The organism is Bacillus massilinigeriensis (genome assembly GCF_900117315.1).
Taxonomy (GTDB): Bacteria; Bacillota; Bacilli; order Bacillales; family Cytobacillaceae; genus Bacillus_BE; species Bacillus_BE massilionigeriensis.
In genome coordinates, this window is sequence record NZ_LT630337.1 from 423,033 (window position 1) to 438,755 (window position 15,723).

Annotated in this window: 11 protein-coding genes and 8 tRNA genes; 16 read left to right on the forward strand and 3 right to left on the reverse strand. The window is 37.0% G+C overall.

All coding sequences use genetic code 11. The features are described 5' to 3' along the window. Position 1 precedes the first annotated feature (1 nt). The 10 genes from BQ6100_RS02145 to BQ6100_RS02190 all read left to right on the forward strand — a co-directional run bounded on the left by BQ6100_RS02145 (position 2) and on the right by BQ6100_RS02190 (position 4,366). Positions 2-74 (forward strand) — tRNA-Phe (locus BQ6100_RS02145). A gap of 13 nt (positions 75-87) precedes the next feature. Continuing rightward, positions 88-171 (forward strand) — tRNA-Tyr (locus tag BQ6100_RS02150). Between the two features lie 5 nt (positions 172-176). Beyond that, positions 177-250 (forward strand) — tRNA-Trp (locus BQ6100_RS02155). Between the two features lie 17 nt (positions 251-267). Further along, a tRNA-His gene (locus BQ6100_RS02160) sits at positions 268-343 on the forward strand. Between the two features lie 180 nt (positions 344-523). Next, a tRNA-Gln gene (locus BQ6100_RS02165) sits at positions 524-598 on the forward strand. A gap of 30 nt (positions 599-628) precedes the next feature. Then, positions 629-702 (forward strand) — tRNA-Gly (locus tag BQ6100_RS02170). A gap of 10 nt (positions 703-712) precedes the next feature. After that, positions 713-789, forward strand: a tRNA-Ile gene (locus tag BQ6100_RS02175). Positions 790-806: 17 nt separating this feature from the next. Next, a tRNA-Arg gene (locus BQ6100_RS02180) sits at positions 807-880 on the forward strand. 920 nt (positions 881-1,800) lie between these two features. Continuing rightward, complete coding sequence (locus BQ6100_RS02185) at positions 1,801-2,778, forward strand: tRNA dihydrouridine synthase (RefSeq protein ID WP_075983400.1); 978 nt, start codon at positions 1,801-1,803, stop codon at positions 2,776-2,778. A gap of 502 nt (positions 2,779-3,280) precedes the next feature. Next, the gene (locus tag BQ6100_RS02190) at positions 3,281-4,366 is read left to right on the forward strand and encodes an inorganic phosphate transporter (RefSeq protein WP_218921346.1); all 1,086 of its coding nucleotides are present in this window, start codon (positions 3,281-3,283) and stop codon (positions 4,364-4,366) included. A gap of 219 nt (positions 4,367-4,585) precedes the next feature. Here the strand turns inward: BQ6100_RS02190 and BQ6100_RS02195 are convergent, their stop codons facing one another. After that, complete coding sequence (locus tag BQ6100_RS02195; RefSeq protein ID WP_075980175.1) at positions 4,586-4,771, reverse strand: DUF6440 family protein; 186 nt, start codon at positions 4,769-4,771, stop codon at positions 4,586-4,588. 450 nt (positions 4,772-5,221) lie between these two features. On the opposite strand from BQ6100_RS02195, the gene BQ6100_RS02200 reads away from it, so the two are divergent. From BQ6100_RS02200 to BQ6100_RS02210, 3 genes are all read left to right on the forward strand, one after another. Continuing rightward, positions 5,222-5,959, forward strand: coding sequence for a hypothetical protein (locus tag BQ6100_RS02200; protein WP_075980176.1), 738 nt, complete (start codon positions 5,222-5,224; stop codon positions 5,957-5,959). Between the two features lie 358 nt (positions 5,960-6,317). Beyond that, on the forward strand, positions 6,318-7,613 hold the full coding sequence (locus tag BQ6100_RS02205; RefSeq protein WP_075980177.1) for a uracil/xanthine transporter: 1,296 nt from the start codon (positions 6,318-6,320) through the stop codon (positions 7,611-7,613). A gap of 316 nt (positions 7,614-7,929) precedes the next feature. Continuing rightward, positions 7,930-9,195 carry an MFS transporter gene (locus BQ6100_RS02210; RefSeq protein WP_075980178.1) on the forward strand — a complete coding sequence of 422 codons (1,266 nt, stop codon included), beginning with the start codon at positions 7,930-7,932 and terminating at the stop codon, positions 9,193-9,195. A 121-nt stretch (positions 9,196-9,316) separates the two neighbouring features. On the opposite strand, the gene BQ6100_RS02215 is transcribed toward BQ6100_RS02210, so the two are convergent. Next, positions 9,317-10,501, reverse strand: a complete 1,185-nt coding sequence (locus BQ6100_RS02215; RefSeq protein WP_075980179.1) for an MFS transporter — start codon at positions 10,499-10,501, stop codon at positions 9,317-9,319. A gap of 205 nt (positions 10,502-10,706) precedes the next feature. Beyond that, positions 10,707-11,744: a tRNA 2-selenouridine(34) synthase MnmH gene (gene mnmH / locus BQ6100_RS02220; RefSeq protein ID WP_075980180.1), complete on the reverse strand. Its 1,038-nt coding sequence runs from the start codon at positions 11,742-11,744 to the stop codon at positions 10,707-10,709. A gap of 269 nt (positions 11,745-12,013) precedes the next feature. Between mnmH and BQ6100_RS02225 the strand changes: the two genes are divergently transcribed. From BQ6100_RS02225 to BQ6100_RS02235, 3 genes are all read left to right on the forward strand, one after another. Then, positions 12,014-13,069, forward strand: a complete 1,056-nt coding sequence (locus tag BQ6100_RS02225; RefSeq protein WP_075980181.1) for a permease — start codon at positions 12,014-12,016, stop codon at positions 13,067-13,069. A gap of 329 nt (positions 13,070-13,398) precedes the next feature. Further along, positions 13,399-14,397: an inorganic phosphate transporter gene (locus tag BQ6100_RS02230; protein WP_075980182.1), complete on the forward strand. Its 999-nt coding sequence runs from the start codon at positions 13,399-13,401 to the stop codon at positions 14,395-14,397. Between the two features lie 357 nt (positions 14,398-14,754). Next, on the forward strand, positions 14,755-15,369 hold the full coding sequence (locus BQ6100_RS02235; protein ID WP_075980183.1) for a 50S ribosomal protein L25/general stress protein Ctc: 615 nt from the start codon (positions 14,755-14,757) through the stop codon (positions 15,367-15,369). The last annotated feature ends 354 nt before the right edge of the window (positions 15,370-15,723 follow it).

Here is a 15,723-nt window from a genome sequence, read left to right on the forward strand (position 1 = left end):
TGGCTCAGTAGCTCAGTCGGTAGAGCAAAGGACTGAAAATCCTTGTGTCGGCGGTTCGATTCCGTCCTGAGCCACCTTTTTTTGTCCGGAGGGGTAGCGAAGTGGCTAAACGCGGCGGACTGTAAATCCGCTCCCTTGGGTTCGGCGGTTCGAATCCGTCCCCCTCCACCATTTATAGGGGTATAGTTTAGCGGTAGAACTAAGGTCTCCAAAACCTTCAGCGTGGGTTCGATTCCTACTACCCCTGCCAAGAGAGTTGCAACTATGGCGGTCGTGGCGAAGTGGTTAACGCATCGGATTGTGGCTCCGACACTCGTGGGTTCGATTCCCATCGATCGCCCCATTTAATATTTACTCTGACTTTGAAAATACTCTTGAATTTCTTTTGCGGTCATATCAGGAAATGTCGGAAGATTTAACTACAGAAGTATTTCAAGGGAGATTATTCATTTGCAATTAAATCTTCCTGCGATGCGATTTCATGATGAATATTCGAGGAAGTTCATTCATGTAGTTTATTCAATGGGCTATAGCCAAGTGGTAAGGCAACGGACTTTGACTCCGTCATTCGTAGGTTCGAATCCTGCTAGCCCAGCCAAATGAATTAACAGATAAGTACAATCTTTTTGCGGGTGTAGTTTAATGGTAAAACCACAGCCTTCCAAGCTGTTGTCGTGAGTTCGATTCTCATCACCCGCTCCAATTATAGAAGGGGCCTATAGCTCAGCTGGTTAGAGCGCACGCCTGATAAGCGTGAGGTCGAGGGTTCGAGTCCATTTAGGCCCACCATATAAATTACATATCTTGCGCCTTTAGCTCAGCTGGATAGAGCATACGCCTTCTAAGCGTACGGTCAGAGGTTCGAATCCTCTAAGGCGCGTAAAAAACCTAAATTCAATTTGGATTAGGTTTTTTTTACATTTCAAACGAAATAAGGGGGATGTTATATATTTTTCCTCATTGTGCATTAATTTTAAAGTTTACAACTATTAAAATACGGGAAACGTACACGTATTTCACCAAAATATAGAAAAATAGCCTGAAATAAATCAACATCTATTTAGTAGAGTAAGTTAATCATGTGAAGATTGTAGTTTTTCGACTTGAATCTAGTTTTAAACAGACTTTTTCAGCAGTGGCCTCGAAACGTCCCGTGTTGTCCCTTTTTGAAAAGTCGTGAACAGCTTTCGTAGGAGGGGGATAACAAGGGAGAAATGGGCTTGTCGGCTAAAAAACCTCATCGCGGATAAAAAATACTTTTCCGCGGATAAATTGAAAAAATAGCGGATATATCAAAAAAATAGCGGAAATATTAGCGAAACCCGCGGATAAAATCAAATTATCGCGGATATATTATATTCCGGAACTTCAGACTAACATTTTGAACCAAAACCAAGCGATAAATAGAAAAAATAGTGTGACATACTAGTCATGAACATGCAGAAAAGTACCTATTTGCAGACAGAAATCAGGATTTTTCAGTAGGAAGGAAACAATTCCAGCCGAAGTATTATCTTTCAGCTGTTTAGAATTGCCCCCATGTTTCATGAAGATAATCTAAGTAGAATTTTCTATTAAATTGAAATCTAACTCAATGTATGGGACGAGGCGCTTGTCCCTGTACTCCTTAAAAAGGAAGCAAAGAACCGTCCCCCTGCTTCAAAAAGGAAGCAAAGAACCGTCCCCTTGCTTCCTTCTTAAGCATGGTATAAGTATAATTAAAGCAGGGGAAATCCTTGCTTTTATTTATGAAGACAAGGGGATTCCCATGTGTCCAATAATGCAATGAGGGGTTTGAAAATGAAAGATAATTTTTGGCGTGAGTTACGAAGACCATTTTTTATACTAGCACCAATGGAAGATGTAACGGATGTTGTTTTTCGGCATGTAGTAAGCGCGGCAGCAAGACCTGATGTGTTTTTTACTGAGTTTACAAATAGTGAGAGTTATTGTCATCCAGAGGGAATTCAAAGTGTACGTGGACGTTTGACTTTTACTGAGGATGAACAACCTATTGTGGCCCATATATGGGGGGATAAGCCAGAAAATTTTCGGCAAATGAGTATTGGTATGGCGAAACAAGGCTTTCGAGGGATAGATATCAATATGGGTTGTCCTGTTCCAAATGTGGCGCAGCATGGGAAGGGAAGCGGGTTAATCCGTCGCCCTGAAGTTGCAGCAGATTTAATACAAGCAGCCAAAGCAGGAGGATTGCCTGTAAGTGTAAAGACAAGGCTTGGGTACTCGGATATAGAAGAATGGCAGGCTTGGCTGACACATCTATTGAAACAAGATATTTCTAATCTTTCCATTCACCTGCGTACAAGAAAGGAAATGAGCAAGGTAGATGCTCATTGGGAGCTGATTCCTAAGATTAAGACACTTCGTGACCGGGTGGCACCTGATACACTTTTGACTATCAATGGGGATATTCCTGATCGTCAAATGGGCTTAAGGCTAGCCCAACAATATGAAGTTGATGGGGTTATGATTGGGCGAGGTATTTTCCATAATCCCTTTGCCTTTGAAAAAGAACCGAAAGATCATAGCAGTAAAGAATTGCTTGATCTCTTAAGATTGCATCTGGATCTCCATGATAAATACTCAAAATTAGAGCTGCGTTCATTCAAGGCTCTTCATCGCTTTTTTAAGATTTATGTCAAAGGCTTTCGAGGGGCAAGTGAATTAAGAAATCAATTAATGAGTACGGAGTCAACAGATGAAGTGAGAGCAATGCTCGATAATTTTGTGTCAAAGAATCTTGATGGAATGGAGTAACAATAGAATGATGAGCCCCCTATCTAAAATTGAGGGGCTTACGTTTATTTCTTCTGGTTCCAAGTTGATTCTATCTGTTGGGCTTCTTTGTTGCTTTTTATAAGAGAAAAAAGTCGTTCCTCAGCTTACAGCCGAATTTTCGGTATTTGAAAATGACCTGTATCTCGGTCCGCAGGGGACTTATACCCTTTTTCTTTCCATTATATATTATTGGTATAAACTCTATCCCTTTCCAAATCCCAATCTCTATTTAGTAGAGGATAAATGTTAATTGTGTGAATATTCATATTTATGGGTTTGTTTATTTGATATAATTTTGATAGAAGTATGATTTTGTTTCAACTTCTCAGGTTGCATTTAACGTAATTGTGCTTTATCTAGGAATGAAGAGTGGCTATTAATTTGCTCAACAAAATACGTCAAAATAGAATCATGACTCCGGAAAAAAATGAAAATTGAATCGAAGGAAGATGAGGATGATGCTTGAAATTCAATCCACGATATGCCAGCTATACTTGAACGGAAGTCATATCCTATGGAAATAACATTCTTAGATTTCATTTCTGAATTAAGTATATATACACCATTAATCTTTACCACATTACTGACATTAGGCGTAATTCTTGTCAATGGTTGGACAGATGCTCCAAACGCCATTTCCACCTGTGTTTCCACCCGTGCAATGCAGCCGGGATCAGCCATTTTCATGGCGGCAGTGTTCAATCTGTTTGGTGTAGTTGCTATGACAATGGTCAATCAAAAGGTGGCTGAAACCATTTATAATATGGTCGATTTCCAAGGTAATGTAAATGATGCATTGGTTGCATTATGTGCAGCATTAACAGCGATTGTACTTTGGGCAACTGCAGCATGGGCATTTGGAATTCCAACAAGTGAGAGTCATGCATTAATTGCGGGACTTTCAGGTGCAGCAATTGCTCTACAGGGAGGATTCTCTGGAATAAATGGCAGTGAGTGGATTAAGGTTCTCTATGGCTTAGTTCTCTCCACTGCATTGGGATTTGTCATGGGATTTCTAGCGGTGAAGCTAGTTGAACTTTTGTTTAGAAATATGAATCTTCACAAATCGAGTAGGTTTTTTGGGAAAGCTCAGATTATATCTGCAGCAGGCATGGCCTTTATGCATGGTGCACAGGATGGGCAAAAATTTATTGGTATATTCTTGCTTGGAATGTTTCTTGCGAAGGGTCAGACGCAAAATGCAGAGGTGGTTATTCCAGTATGGCTCATGATCCTTTGTGCTGCAGTTATGGGCCTTGGAACTTCCATTGGTGGTTATCGAATTATCAAGTCTGTGGGTATGGACATGGTTAAGTTGAAAAAATATCAGGGGTTTTCAGCAGATTTAGCAGGTGGGATATGTTTATTTCTTTCAACTGCCAGTGGTATACCCGTTTCGACAACACATACAAAGACAACTGCAATTATGGGTGTTGGGGCTGCTAAGAATATCAAGAATGTCAATTTGGGTATTGTCCGAGAAATGGTACTGACCTGGGTGCTCACTTTCCCCTGCTGCGGGTTGGTCGGGTATTTGATGGCAAAGCTATTCATATGGATCTTTTAAAAAGCTTCTATCAAGGAAAGTCAAATTATGTAATAGTCATAGGGTTACCATTAAATGAATTCATTAGAAAAGAAATGGTACACCCTTCAAAAAGAAAAATGCTAAAATAGATGGATTTTTAAGGGAAGCCAAAAGGAGCTTCCCTTAATCTGTTTTTAATGATGATCTGTTTTAATCGTTATAAAGATAATACTTATACCATCTCTAATAGATTGTAATTTATTTATCAACTAACACATTCCCATCGGAATCCAATAGCGGTGTAACTCCATTCTGCCCTGCTCCGATAGTCATTAAGTAATTAACACCAGTCTGAGTATCAACAACGACATATACAGCACCAATTCCTAACGACTGTTCCTCTTTAATGATGAATCGCTTCTCTTTTTTCTCTTTCCCAAACATATAGGGGCCCTCCATTTATTATTTTTCACATATACGATAACTGTTGTGAAAAAATTATAGTAAACCTAGTACTAATTAAAACATTAATTGTATTTTTTCGAAATGAACATTGTAACAAAACGATATTAACTACGATTTTTATAATCTACCATTCTTTGTATAGAAAGTCTTTTTTTACATAGAGGAAGAGATGGAACAAATTTAGATTTATTGTTATATATCATTCATTTGTAGTATCTATCCCCTTCTTTTAATAAAACAGATTAAGGCTTTTGGAATGATTGTTTATTTGTTCACAAGGCATAGTTAGATAGGGTTATAATAAGGGGAGGATAATCTTATTAAGTAAGAGTACACATATAAATAAAGCCTTTCAACAATAGATTGATTGATTCTAAGAGGGTTTTAGCCATCAGAAATCTTTGTTAGAACAAGTAGGAGGAGAACAAATTGGTAGAGGGAAGTAAAAAATATCCAAAAAGGAAAACATGGATTTTTAGAATTGTATTAGCTTTGCTTGTTGTATCGGTGATTTATGCTATTTACATGTTTTCCATCGCCCCATCAGGCCCTGCCCAGCATGAATATGAACGTGTAAAAAGTGATTATGTTCTAATGATCCTGCAATGTGTCTTTGGAAGTATTATTATTTTTCTTCCTTCCAAGGTAGAGAAACGGTTTAATATTGATATACCAGACATCATGGAAATTATCTTCTTTATATTTTTATTTTGTGCTATATACCTTGGAGAAGTTAGAAACTTTTACTTTAGGATTCCTTATTGGGATCTGATTCTTCATGGTTTTAGCGCTGTAATGCTAGGGGCATTAGGTTTAGTTATTGTCAATTTTTTTAACGATGCTGAGAATCTAAATATCCAGTTAAGTCCTTTTTTCGTGGCGTTATTTGCTTTTTGTTTCGCAGTGACTTGCGGTGCTATCTGGGAAATCTACGAATTTATGGCGGACTGGTTGTTGGGTACCAACATGCAAAAATTCATTTTGTCTGATGGAACGGTCCTATTAGGACGGGAGGCTGTTGCAGATACAATGGAGGATATTAACGTTGATGCATTAGGCTCATTGTTGATGTCTATTTTCGGTTACTTTCATTTGAAGAAGCAACGGATGAGTCAAAAGATTGAACCATATGTAGGAGGAAAATCTGAAGTTAAGGATATTAATTAAACATTTTGTAAGCACGGGTCGGTTATTGGGTTCCTACTCGTGCTTTTTAATAAAAGAGAACCTGCTCCATGCCTCATACAACCATCCACTAATCTATTCTTTTTGTCTGAATTATTCATTTCAAGACACCCCTGCATAATATTCCGTTATTCTCCAGTCTCACAGTATAGGTTATAATCTGCATAAGGAGTCTTCCTCCTGTCTTTGAGTTGGTTTGGACACCTACTCTTTTATCACTTTTGGAAGTACGCCTTTTTATTTTTCAAATTCCTTGACCGGTTAGAATCAGGATTTGATATTTGTATTCAAATGAACATAATGGTCTGGGAAAATGAAAGAAAGATAGGAGGCAATAGAATTGAATCAAAAGTCATCATCTACGATTTTTTTGGCCGGATTACAATGGCTGTTTTTTATGTTTGCTAATACGGTAGTTATCCCAATTACGATTGGGTCTGCATTTGACCTTTCAGCAATAGAAGTTGCCAGTGCTCTTCAACGGTCATTTATTTATACAGGTATTGCTTGTATTCTCCAAGCAGTAATCGGACACAGATATCCCTTAATGGAAGGGCAATCTGGATTATGGTGGGGAGCTATTCTAAGCATAAGCGCCTCTGCCTCCTCCGCTGGGTTAACATTAAGTGAACTGGGGGGTGGCCTTGCAGTTGGAATTATTTTTTCTGGCCTCTTTATTATGGTTCTCGGAGCATCTGGAATGGGGAATGTACTGAAACGATTATTTACTCCAGTTGTCATGAGTACAGTATTATTTCTACTAGCAGCACAGCTGATTGGAATTTTCACAAAAGGAATGCTTGGATTGTCAACTGATGATCAAATTCACCTGCCGACTGCTGCTTTATCGATATTTTTAATCCTTCTTGTCATATTGATTAATGTGAAAGGCCCCGGCGCCATTCGCAACTTTTCAATTTTGATTGGAATTATAACTGGTTGGGTTATTTATGCTATCTTCTTCCCATTGCCGTCATCGGAAGTTGTTACATCCACAAAGATTTTTAATCCTTTTCCATGGGGGAAACCAACTTTTAGCATTGGACTCATTATATTTGCTGTCCTAACTGGACTAGTAAATACGACCAATACGGTGGCTTCGATAAAAGGGATTGAACCAATGGTTAATGCTGCGACATCGGATAATCAGTACCGCAAATCATTTGTGTTAACTGGTATTAATTCAGTTTTTTCAGGAGCATTTGGAATGGTTCCATATGCCCCTTACATATCGTCTTTAGGATTTTTACAATCAACTCTCATATTTGAAACTTTACCAATGATTATCGGTGCCTTCATGTTTATTTTGCTAGGATTAGTTCCATCACTTAGTCAACTCTTTTCTACATTACCAGTGAGTGTAGGGGATGCTGTTTTATTTGTTGCATATTTACAACTGTTTAGTGGAGCCATTTCCAATCTAAATGGAATCAATTTAACTCCAAAGACAATTTATCGCATAGCTGCCCCTGTCCTATTAGGAATGGCCATTATGAATATTCCTGCAGAAAGGTTTAGTTCAATCCCAATGCTTGTTAGACCACTTCTAAGTAGTGGACTCTTAGTAGGGATTATTCTAGCCATTCTTCTTGAAAATACGATTAACTGGTCAAAATTGGATAATGTCAAAAGATAGGTAGGAGGATTAAATATATGATTTACTTAGGATCCTTGTGGGTCCCATGTAGTTCATGGTCCAGTAAGGTCGCACATTTCTATGATGCTGGATTTGAACAATATAAAAAAATACCCAATCTACGATTAATAATAAAGGCTTTCAATACTAGTGAAATTCCAAAGTATTCGTAAAAAAAATAGTTTTAATACAGTAATGGTTTTATTTATAGTGCTCTTTTTTTAAGCCTATATATAGAGCCATTTTTTATTTAACGGGTTCATCTTAATTAGAAATCATATATATAGAAGAAAAAGTTTACAGGGGTTTGAGTTCATTGGACAAACAAAATAGTCGTTTTAGATGGGTTGTATTTGTATCTGTTTTATTGACGTATTTATTCATATCGAGTCAGCGAACGGCACCAGGATTAATTACAGATCAAGTGATGTTAGATTTTCATGTAACAGCGACAACGATTGGCTTACTGACCAGTATCCAATTTTTTGTGTACACTGGGTTACAGATTCCAATGGGGATGTTGGCTGATCGCTTTGGACCTAATTTTTTCCTCATTATTGGCAGTATTCTTACGGGCTTTGGTACCATCATCTATAGTTTTGGAGCGCATGAATTCGCATTATTTTTTGGGAGAATACTTACAGGTATTGGAGATGCTACAATTTGGGTCAATCTGGTGTTGATTTTAAGTCAGTGGTTTAATACAAGGGAGTTTCCTCGATTAATCGGTGTAACGGCAATGACTGGAAGCCTTGGATTTATAGTGGCGACCGTCCCTTTCTCCATATTCATTGACTTACTTGGCTGGAGGAAGGCATTTTTTTCAACGGGTTTATTGTTATGCTTATGTAGCATTCTTCTTTATTTCGTACTAATAAAAAAAACGAAACAGCCTTTTTTGGTAAAAGGTGAAGGACCACGTGAAAGTACCTTGGTTTTACTAAGAAGAATATTTTTTAATCGACAAGCGTGGGCTTTGTTCCTTTGCCACTTTGGGATAGTTGGAACGTATGTTGGTTTTATTGGTTCATGGGCAGTGCCCTATGGGATGAATGTATATGGATTATCACGTTCAGGTTCTAGTCAACTTATATTAGTTGGTCTAATTGGTGCCATCATTGGTGCGCCTATAGCTAGTTGGGTTTCCAGTCGGTTTAATGAAATTAAACGACCTTATATTGTTGTGCATTTCATTTTTGCGCTAGGCTGGTCCGTCTTTCTTTTATTTAAAGGGAATCCCCCACTATCTTTGTTACCTTCGCTATTCTTTATCATAGGCCTAGCTTACGGGGCAAATGCCTTAACCTTTGCTTCTGTTCGCAAATCGTTTCCAATCACAGAATCTGGAATTGCCTCAGGTTTTGCTAATACCGGCGGATTTTTAAGTGCTGTCTTGTTGCCAAGTATTTTTGGAAAAGTTTTGGATCACTTTCAGATTGCTGCCGGGAGTATAGAGGCTGGATTTCACTACGGCTTTATCATTCCTGTGGTTTTCTCCATTTTTGGCTTAATTGGGGTGATTTCTATTAAGGAAGAACGAAAGGATACTAGAGGGGAAACTAGTATCCAGTCATCTATATAGCTTCAATTAGAAGTATTACTACTAAAGAGAGATTGATAATTAATAATCTATTGGACTTCCATAAATTTCAGCATATAGCTATTAGCTGCAAATAAATTATCCGGAAATTCTAGACTGACCTTTATGAACTAGCCTCTTTTTGATTTTGCACAGACGTTTTCCAAACAAAGGTCAGTCCAATACCCAAGATGAGAACAATGGTTGAAAAATAAAATGGGTAGTTTAAATTAATATCAAATAGAGCTCCACCAACAATGGGACCGAAAACATTTCCTAAGCTAGTAAACATCGAATTCATCCCACCTACAAACCCTTGTTCATTTCCGGCAATCTTAGATAAATAATTGGTAACCGCCGGGCGCACTAGATCAAAACCAACAAATACTGTAAAAGTAACGAGAAGGATCGCAAAATAAGATGTTACAATTGTCATTAAAAATACAAGTACAGTTGAAAGGATTAAGCAATAGCGAATAAAGCGAATTTCCCCAAGCCAATTGGTTAAGCGGTCAAATAAGGCAACCTGTGTGATTGCACCAATAATTGCACCGCCAGCTATCATGATGGCAATATCTTTAGGTGTAAATCCAAATTTATGGTCTGCGAATAAGGAAAAGAGTGATTCAAACGATGCTAAACCAAACGAGAATATTAATATGATCATAAACGAAATAAAAAATATCGGTGCAAAAATTCTTGATATACCTGTCTTTTGTACTTGTTTCTCAACATTTTCCGGATTTCGCTCAGGTTCATGTAAAGTAACTAGTGACAAAGTGGCAGCGACTAAAGCAAATCCTGCCGCGCAGAAGAAGGGCAATCGATAACTAATTTCCCCCAAGAATCCACCAATTCCAGGACCTGCAATGAAACCAGTGGATATAGCTGCAGACATATATCCCATTGCTTTTGGACGTTGTTGAATGGTTGTAATGTCAGCTATATAGGCTGTGACTGCAGGCATAATAAAGGCTGCACTAATGCCACCAAGTATGCGTGAAATAAATAAAACCTCGACAGCTTTCCCAATCCCAAATAAATACTCTGAAAAACCAAAGATGATAAGGCCGATAATAATCATTATTTTTCGACCAAATTGGTCAGCCCATCGTCCAGCAATAGGTGAAGCAAGCAGCTGTGATAAAGCAAAGGCCGCAACCAAATATCCAACAACAGTCCCAGAAATATGTAATTCATTCATAATTGTTGGCATAACAGGGATAACGAGACTAATTCCTAAAAAAGTAATAAATAAAATAGTCAGTAATATAGCTAATGTATATTTGTTACTTTGTTGAGTTTTCATGAGATTCTCCTCTTTGACTGAAAAAAAGACAAGTCTAATAATAGTAAACTGGACTTTATGATATTTTAGATGAACTCTTTAATAAGAACCAGTGATTTTAACTAATATTTAGGAAAAGTTCATGAATCCATGAACGAACAATAGTGATAAAAAAACCAGATTCATTCAATGCTTACATGATAAATCTGGTTAGATCATTTATTTATTATTTTTTCCTAATTCCAAGATAATCTTTAATGACAGTTATTGCCTCATCCACATTATCAGCCTTAATATTTATTAATTTGTCTTCAGGATACTTATTGGTAGAGTACTCGTATAAAGGATCATAATAGTATTCAAGTAATAAACCAACAGCCGTTGAAAAATTTTCAGCCTCTAATTCTAGTTCGATTTGCTTAGCAATAGGTGTATGAAGTCGTTTTTTGATTCGCTTAAAAGCCTCCAGACATTCCTGCTTATGATTCCATGGTTCATAATCCTCTAGTATATGCTTGACTCTTTCTTCCATTGGCAACTCAAGAACAAACTGCAATCCTTGTTCCTTTTTTTTCATGAGGAAGGGAGGAAGGGTTACCTTGCCAATGCGGCTGCTTTCACCCTCAAAAAGAATGAAAGGAGAGGATTGATAGCGTTGAAGATCCTCCATGAGGAAGGAATCAAAGGTTTTTTGATTATTTGGTTGTAAGCCGATTTGTCCAAAAATCGACCCCCGATGATTAGCCAGTCCCTCCAAATCAATAACAGGAAAGCCTTCTTTTTTTAGACGCCGAAGTATAGTTGTCTTACCTGTTCCTGTATTACCATTTAAGACAAAGACCTCTTTATCTAGCTCGAAGTTTTCTAATTGATGTACAACCCATTGACGATAATTGCGGTAACCGCCTTCTAAACGAAAAACTTTTATACCCATTAAGTCAAGAATTGTAGCAGTTGTTCTACTTCTCATTCCACCACGCCAGCAAAAAACGGCTTTCTTTCCTTTTATGTTGGAAAATTCCTTAACAAAATTGGGTAACTTGGTTGACATTAATTCGAGTCCCCGGTCTTTGGCTTCTTGGACACCGACTTGTTTATAGATGGTTCCAATCTCTTCCCGTTCCTCATCATTAAAAAACGGGATATTTATGCTACCAGGGATGGTCGAATTCATGAATTCAGAAGGAGATCTTACATCGATAACGGTAATGTCTCCTTGATCTTTTAATGTGAGTAGTTCTTCTATTGAAATATCCTGAAACATGTTGGATTCACCTTTCTATATTCATAAGTTTCACTAGATTTTCAAAACATAATATAAAAAATCGGCCGTTTGCCGATTTCTACATAACTTTACAGCTTTTTTTAAGTGTTCAACATAATTATTATAAAGTATTTTTTTCGAGAAGTGAAATTCCTCAGCCGAATACGGTAGGATACCGATTTTATAAGGTGTGATGATCTTTTTGTTATATTAATAAAATATATGTTATAATATTATGTCTTAATTTAGATTTTATCAGGGAGGACAAAATGACACATCAAGATTTAACAAATGAAAAAATAAACTCAAAGAACTCTCTATGGTTGATTGCCATTTTTATGCTTATTGCTGCTATTGGACTTATGTATGTCAAATGGTGGCCATATTATAATAAATCAATTTTGGCTGCAAATACCCATTCCATTGGTACGTCCATTTTGGGTGACTTATCTAATGTAACCCCTTCTTGGCAGGCAGCAATGGATTATGCATTGGTTTATTTCAATTCTGTTTGGAAGGCAGCCGTTCTTGGGATTCTTCTTGGTTCCTTAGTACAGGTGTTATTGCCAACACAATGGCTCTTAAAAATACTTGGAAAAACATCATTCGGCAGCACCGCAATTGCTGGAATGGCAGCAGTTCCAGGGATGATGTGTACTTGTTGCGCAGCTCCGGTAGCCGTTGGTCTTCGTAAAAAGCAAGTATCAGTTGGAGCAGCATTAGCATTTTGGATTGGTAACCCCATGATTAACCCGGCCACTCTTGTTTTTATGGGCTTTGTTCTATCATGGAAATTTACCTTGCTTCGATTAGTGATGGGGCTAATTATGACGTTTGGAGTGAGCTATTTTGCCAACAAACTTGTGAAAAATCCTCAAAAAGTTGAAGTGGAGCAAATGATTGCTGATATCAAACCAGAAGGACATTTCCTTGGTAGATGGTTGAAAAGCTTAGGGATGATGACCCTTTATATCGTTCCTGCTTATCTCATCTCGGTTTTACTTCTTGGGTTCGGGCGTGTCTGGCTGTTCCCACAATTAAGTGCTTCTACATCAAATGGGATAATGGCCATTATTCTATTTGCGATTACAGGAATGCTATTTGTCATACCAACTGCTGCGGAAATTCCTATCATACAAACCTTTATGTCTTTGGGACTTGGTGGGGGACCAGCAGCTGCTTTATTAGTGACTTTACCGGCAGTAAGTTTGCCATCCTTAATAATGGTTGCAAAATCATTCCCAAGAAATGTGATATTTTTTATAATGGCAGCTGTCGTTGCAATTGGAGTTGTCAGTGGATTAATCGGAATGATGATTTTTTAGAAGGATGAACCGAAGCCTTTTTCAAAGTATTCATAAAATACTCTGGAATAAGAAAAAAGTTGTATAATGTAAATAAAATTGAAGAATTTTTGATGCTAGAAACTAGAATATTTACCTCAACAAATCTATGAGCATATACAAATTAAAGCTAAAGATAATGGATCAAATTGTGACGGTATTCAACGATATTAATCAAGCATCCCTTTACCACTGATAAAAAATCAAATACAAAGAGATTTATTGATAATAAACTTGAAAAATTGCTGGTTACTGTCAAATGTCTCTATAATGCTCAGAACAATCATTATGTACAGTCAGGAGATTGACAAATGGACAGTGTTTTTTTATTGACGATTCTTGTGGTTATATGTGCTTTGATATTTGATGTTATCAATGGGTTTCATGATACTGCTAATGCGATAGCAACGGCAATCTCGACAAAGGCAATAAAAATGAAGCATGCTATTTTGCTAGCAACCTCGATGAACTTTCTTGGTGCTATGTCATTTACTGGTGTTGCAAAAACCATTACAAAAGATATTGTGGATCCGTTTGCCATACCAAACGGGTCGGTTGTTATCTTAGCGGCTCTTCTTGCAGCTATCCTATGGAATTTAATTACTTGGTATCTAGGTATACCGAGTAGTTCCTCACATGCAATTATTGGAGCAATTGGGGGAGCAGCCATTGCAGCAGCGGGATTTAAGTCATTAAATTACTCGGGTTTTATTAAGATTATCGAAGGTCTTATTTTATCCCCGGTCATTGCCTTTGTATTTGGATATATCGTTTACAGTATTTTTAAAGTCATCTTTAAAAATAATAATTTAGCGAAAACGAATAAAAGGTTCAGGATAATTCAAATTTTCACTGCTGCATTACAGTCCTATTCACATGGGACGAATGATGCACAAAAAACCATGGGAATAATCACGATGGCCTTGATTGCTAACGGCCAACTAGCTTCAAGTGATATTCCATTTTGGGTACAATTTGCCTGTGCATCTGCGATGGGAATCGGTACTTCGATTGGTGGATGGAGAATCATCAAAACTGTCGGCGGTAAAATAATGAAAATCAGACCAGTTAACGGAGTGGCGGCTGATCTATCGAGTGCAATAATTATTTTCGGAGCAACATCTCTACATCTCCCTGTAAGTACAACACATGTAATCTCATCTTCTATTATGGGTGTTGGTGCTTCCCATCGTTTTAAGGGTGTTAAATGGAGTGTTGCTGAGCAAATGGTTATTACTTGGGTTATTACCCTGCCTATTTCTGCAATTATTTCCGGGCTTTTTTATTTACTTTTAAATCTGGCATTATAATCATTCTTCAGAGGTGTATAAATAACAAGGATGTCCATCATCCCTACTTTTAGAAAGTAGCCTCTTGTTATTAATTCCTCAATAATCCCCCAAAAACAATAATAACTTTATAATTTCCACTCTTTTTTGAATGGTAATTAATGCTTTAATTTTTCTTGCAGATGTTGAATTAATTTTGGATTGTAACTTGCGATTCTGATACTTGACAACTATTCTATAATGCCGAATTTTTGCAAAAATCGACATTTTTCGATATAATTAATGAGTTAAAGAAAACTTTATCCTTAGGCATTCCTATATGAGAAAGATTTTTATACTTATGTCTAAAATTCTTATGTTTTAGGAAGGTGAAATGCTATGAGCAATACTTTAGTAGCAGAGGAACGCAAAATGTTCAGAAGGTCCGTACTAACTAAATTAAGAAACGATGGGAAAATCCCGGCAGTTGTTTATGGAAGACATGAACCAAGCAAATCAATTGCGGTAAAAAATATTGATCTGCTCAAAGTGATTCGAGAAAACGGTAAAAACGGAATTATCTCCTTGGATATTAATGGGAAATCAGAAAATGTAATACTTGAGGATTTTCAATGGAACCCGCTAAATCATGATATAATTCATGCTGATTTTCTACATATCAATATGACTAATGAGATTCATGCAAAGGTTCACGTCGATTTAATAGGGACTTCAAAGGGAGAAGAAGAGGGAGGAATTCTCCAACAATCTCTTCATGAGTTAAATATTTCTGCAAAACCAAGAGATATTCCTGAAGTTATTGAAGTTGATATCTCTAACCTAGGGATAGGTCATACTGTGAATATTGGAGCAATCAGAAATAATTATAGCCATATTACAATAAACCATGATGACGATGAGGTAATTGCTACCTTACTTTCTCCAAAATTTGAAAAGGAAGACGATTCAATCGAAGAGCAGAGTGAAAATATTCAGACGATCAATGAGAAGTGAAAAACTCAAATAGTTTAAGAATAAAAATCCCTGGATTCTAATATTGTGGCCATTAATAAAAATTGACAGTATAACTATTTTTATAATACCGAGCTTGATTCATTACTTGAATCAGGCTTTTTTTATTTAATAGGAAAATAGCTCCCCGATGGAAGTTGTGACTCTGATATAAAAAATGATATAGCTTTAAAAAAAGAATCAGTGAAAGATCGCGATGGTTTATTATTCTTTTAAAATAGTGAAAAATGCAAATGAATTTGGCTCGGTTATAACACACTGGGCCATTATTTTATCCCCAGAGATATAATAATGAGATCAATTATTGTGTTTATGAAAAAACATATTATCAGTTGA

Bases quoted from the DNA above. Each gene is read 5' to 3' on its own strand.
- BQ6100_RS02195 (WP_075980175.1), bottom strand. From the start codon at position 4,771: ATGTTTGGGAAAGAGAAAAAAGAGAAGCGATTCATCATTAAAGAGGAA.
- BQ6100_RS02225 (WP_075980181.1), top strand. From the start codon at position 12,014: ATGACACATCAAGATTTAACAAATGAAAAAATAAACTCAAAGAACTCT.
- BQ6100_RS02230 (WP_075980182.1), top strand. From the start codon at position 13,399: ATGGACAGTGTTTTTTTATTGACGATTCTTGTGGTTATATGTGCTTTG.
- BQ6100_RS02215 (WP_075980179.1), bottom strand. From the start codon at position 10,501: ATGAAAACTCAACAAAGTAACAAATATACATTAGCTATATTACTGACT.
- BQ6100_RS02185 (WP_075983400.1), top strand. From the start codon at position 1,801: ATGAAAGATAATTTTTGGCGTGAGTTACGAAGACCATTTTTTATACTA.
- mnmH (WP_075980180.1), bottom strand. From the start codon at position 11,744: ATGTTTCAGGATATTTCAATAGAAGAACTACTCACATTAAAAGATCAA.
- BQ6100_RS02235 (WP_075980183.1), top strand. From the start codon at position 14,755: ATGAGCAATACTTTAGTAGCAGAGGAACGCAAAATGTTCAGAAGGTCC.
- BQ6100_RS02190 (WP_218921346.1), top strand. From the start codon at position 3,281: ATGCCAGCTATACTTGAACGGAAGTCATATCCTATGGAAATAACATTC.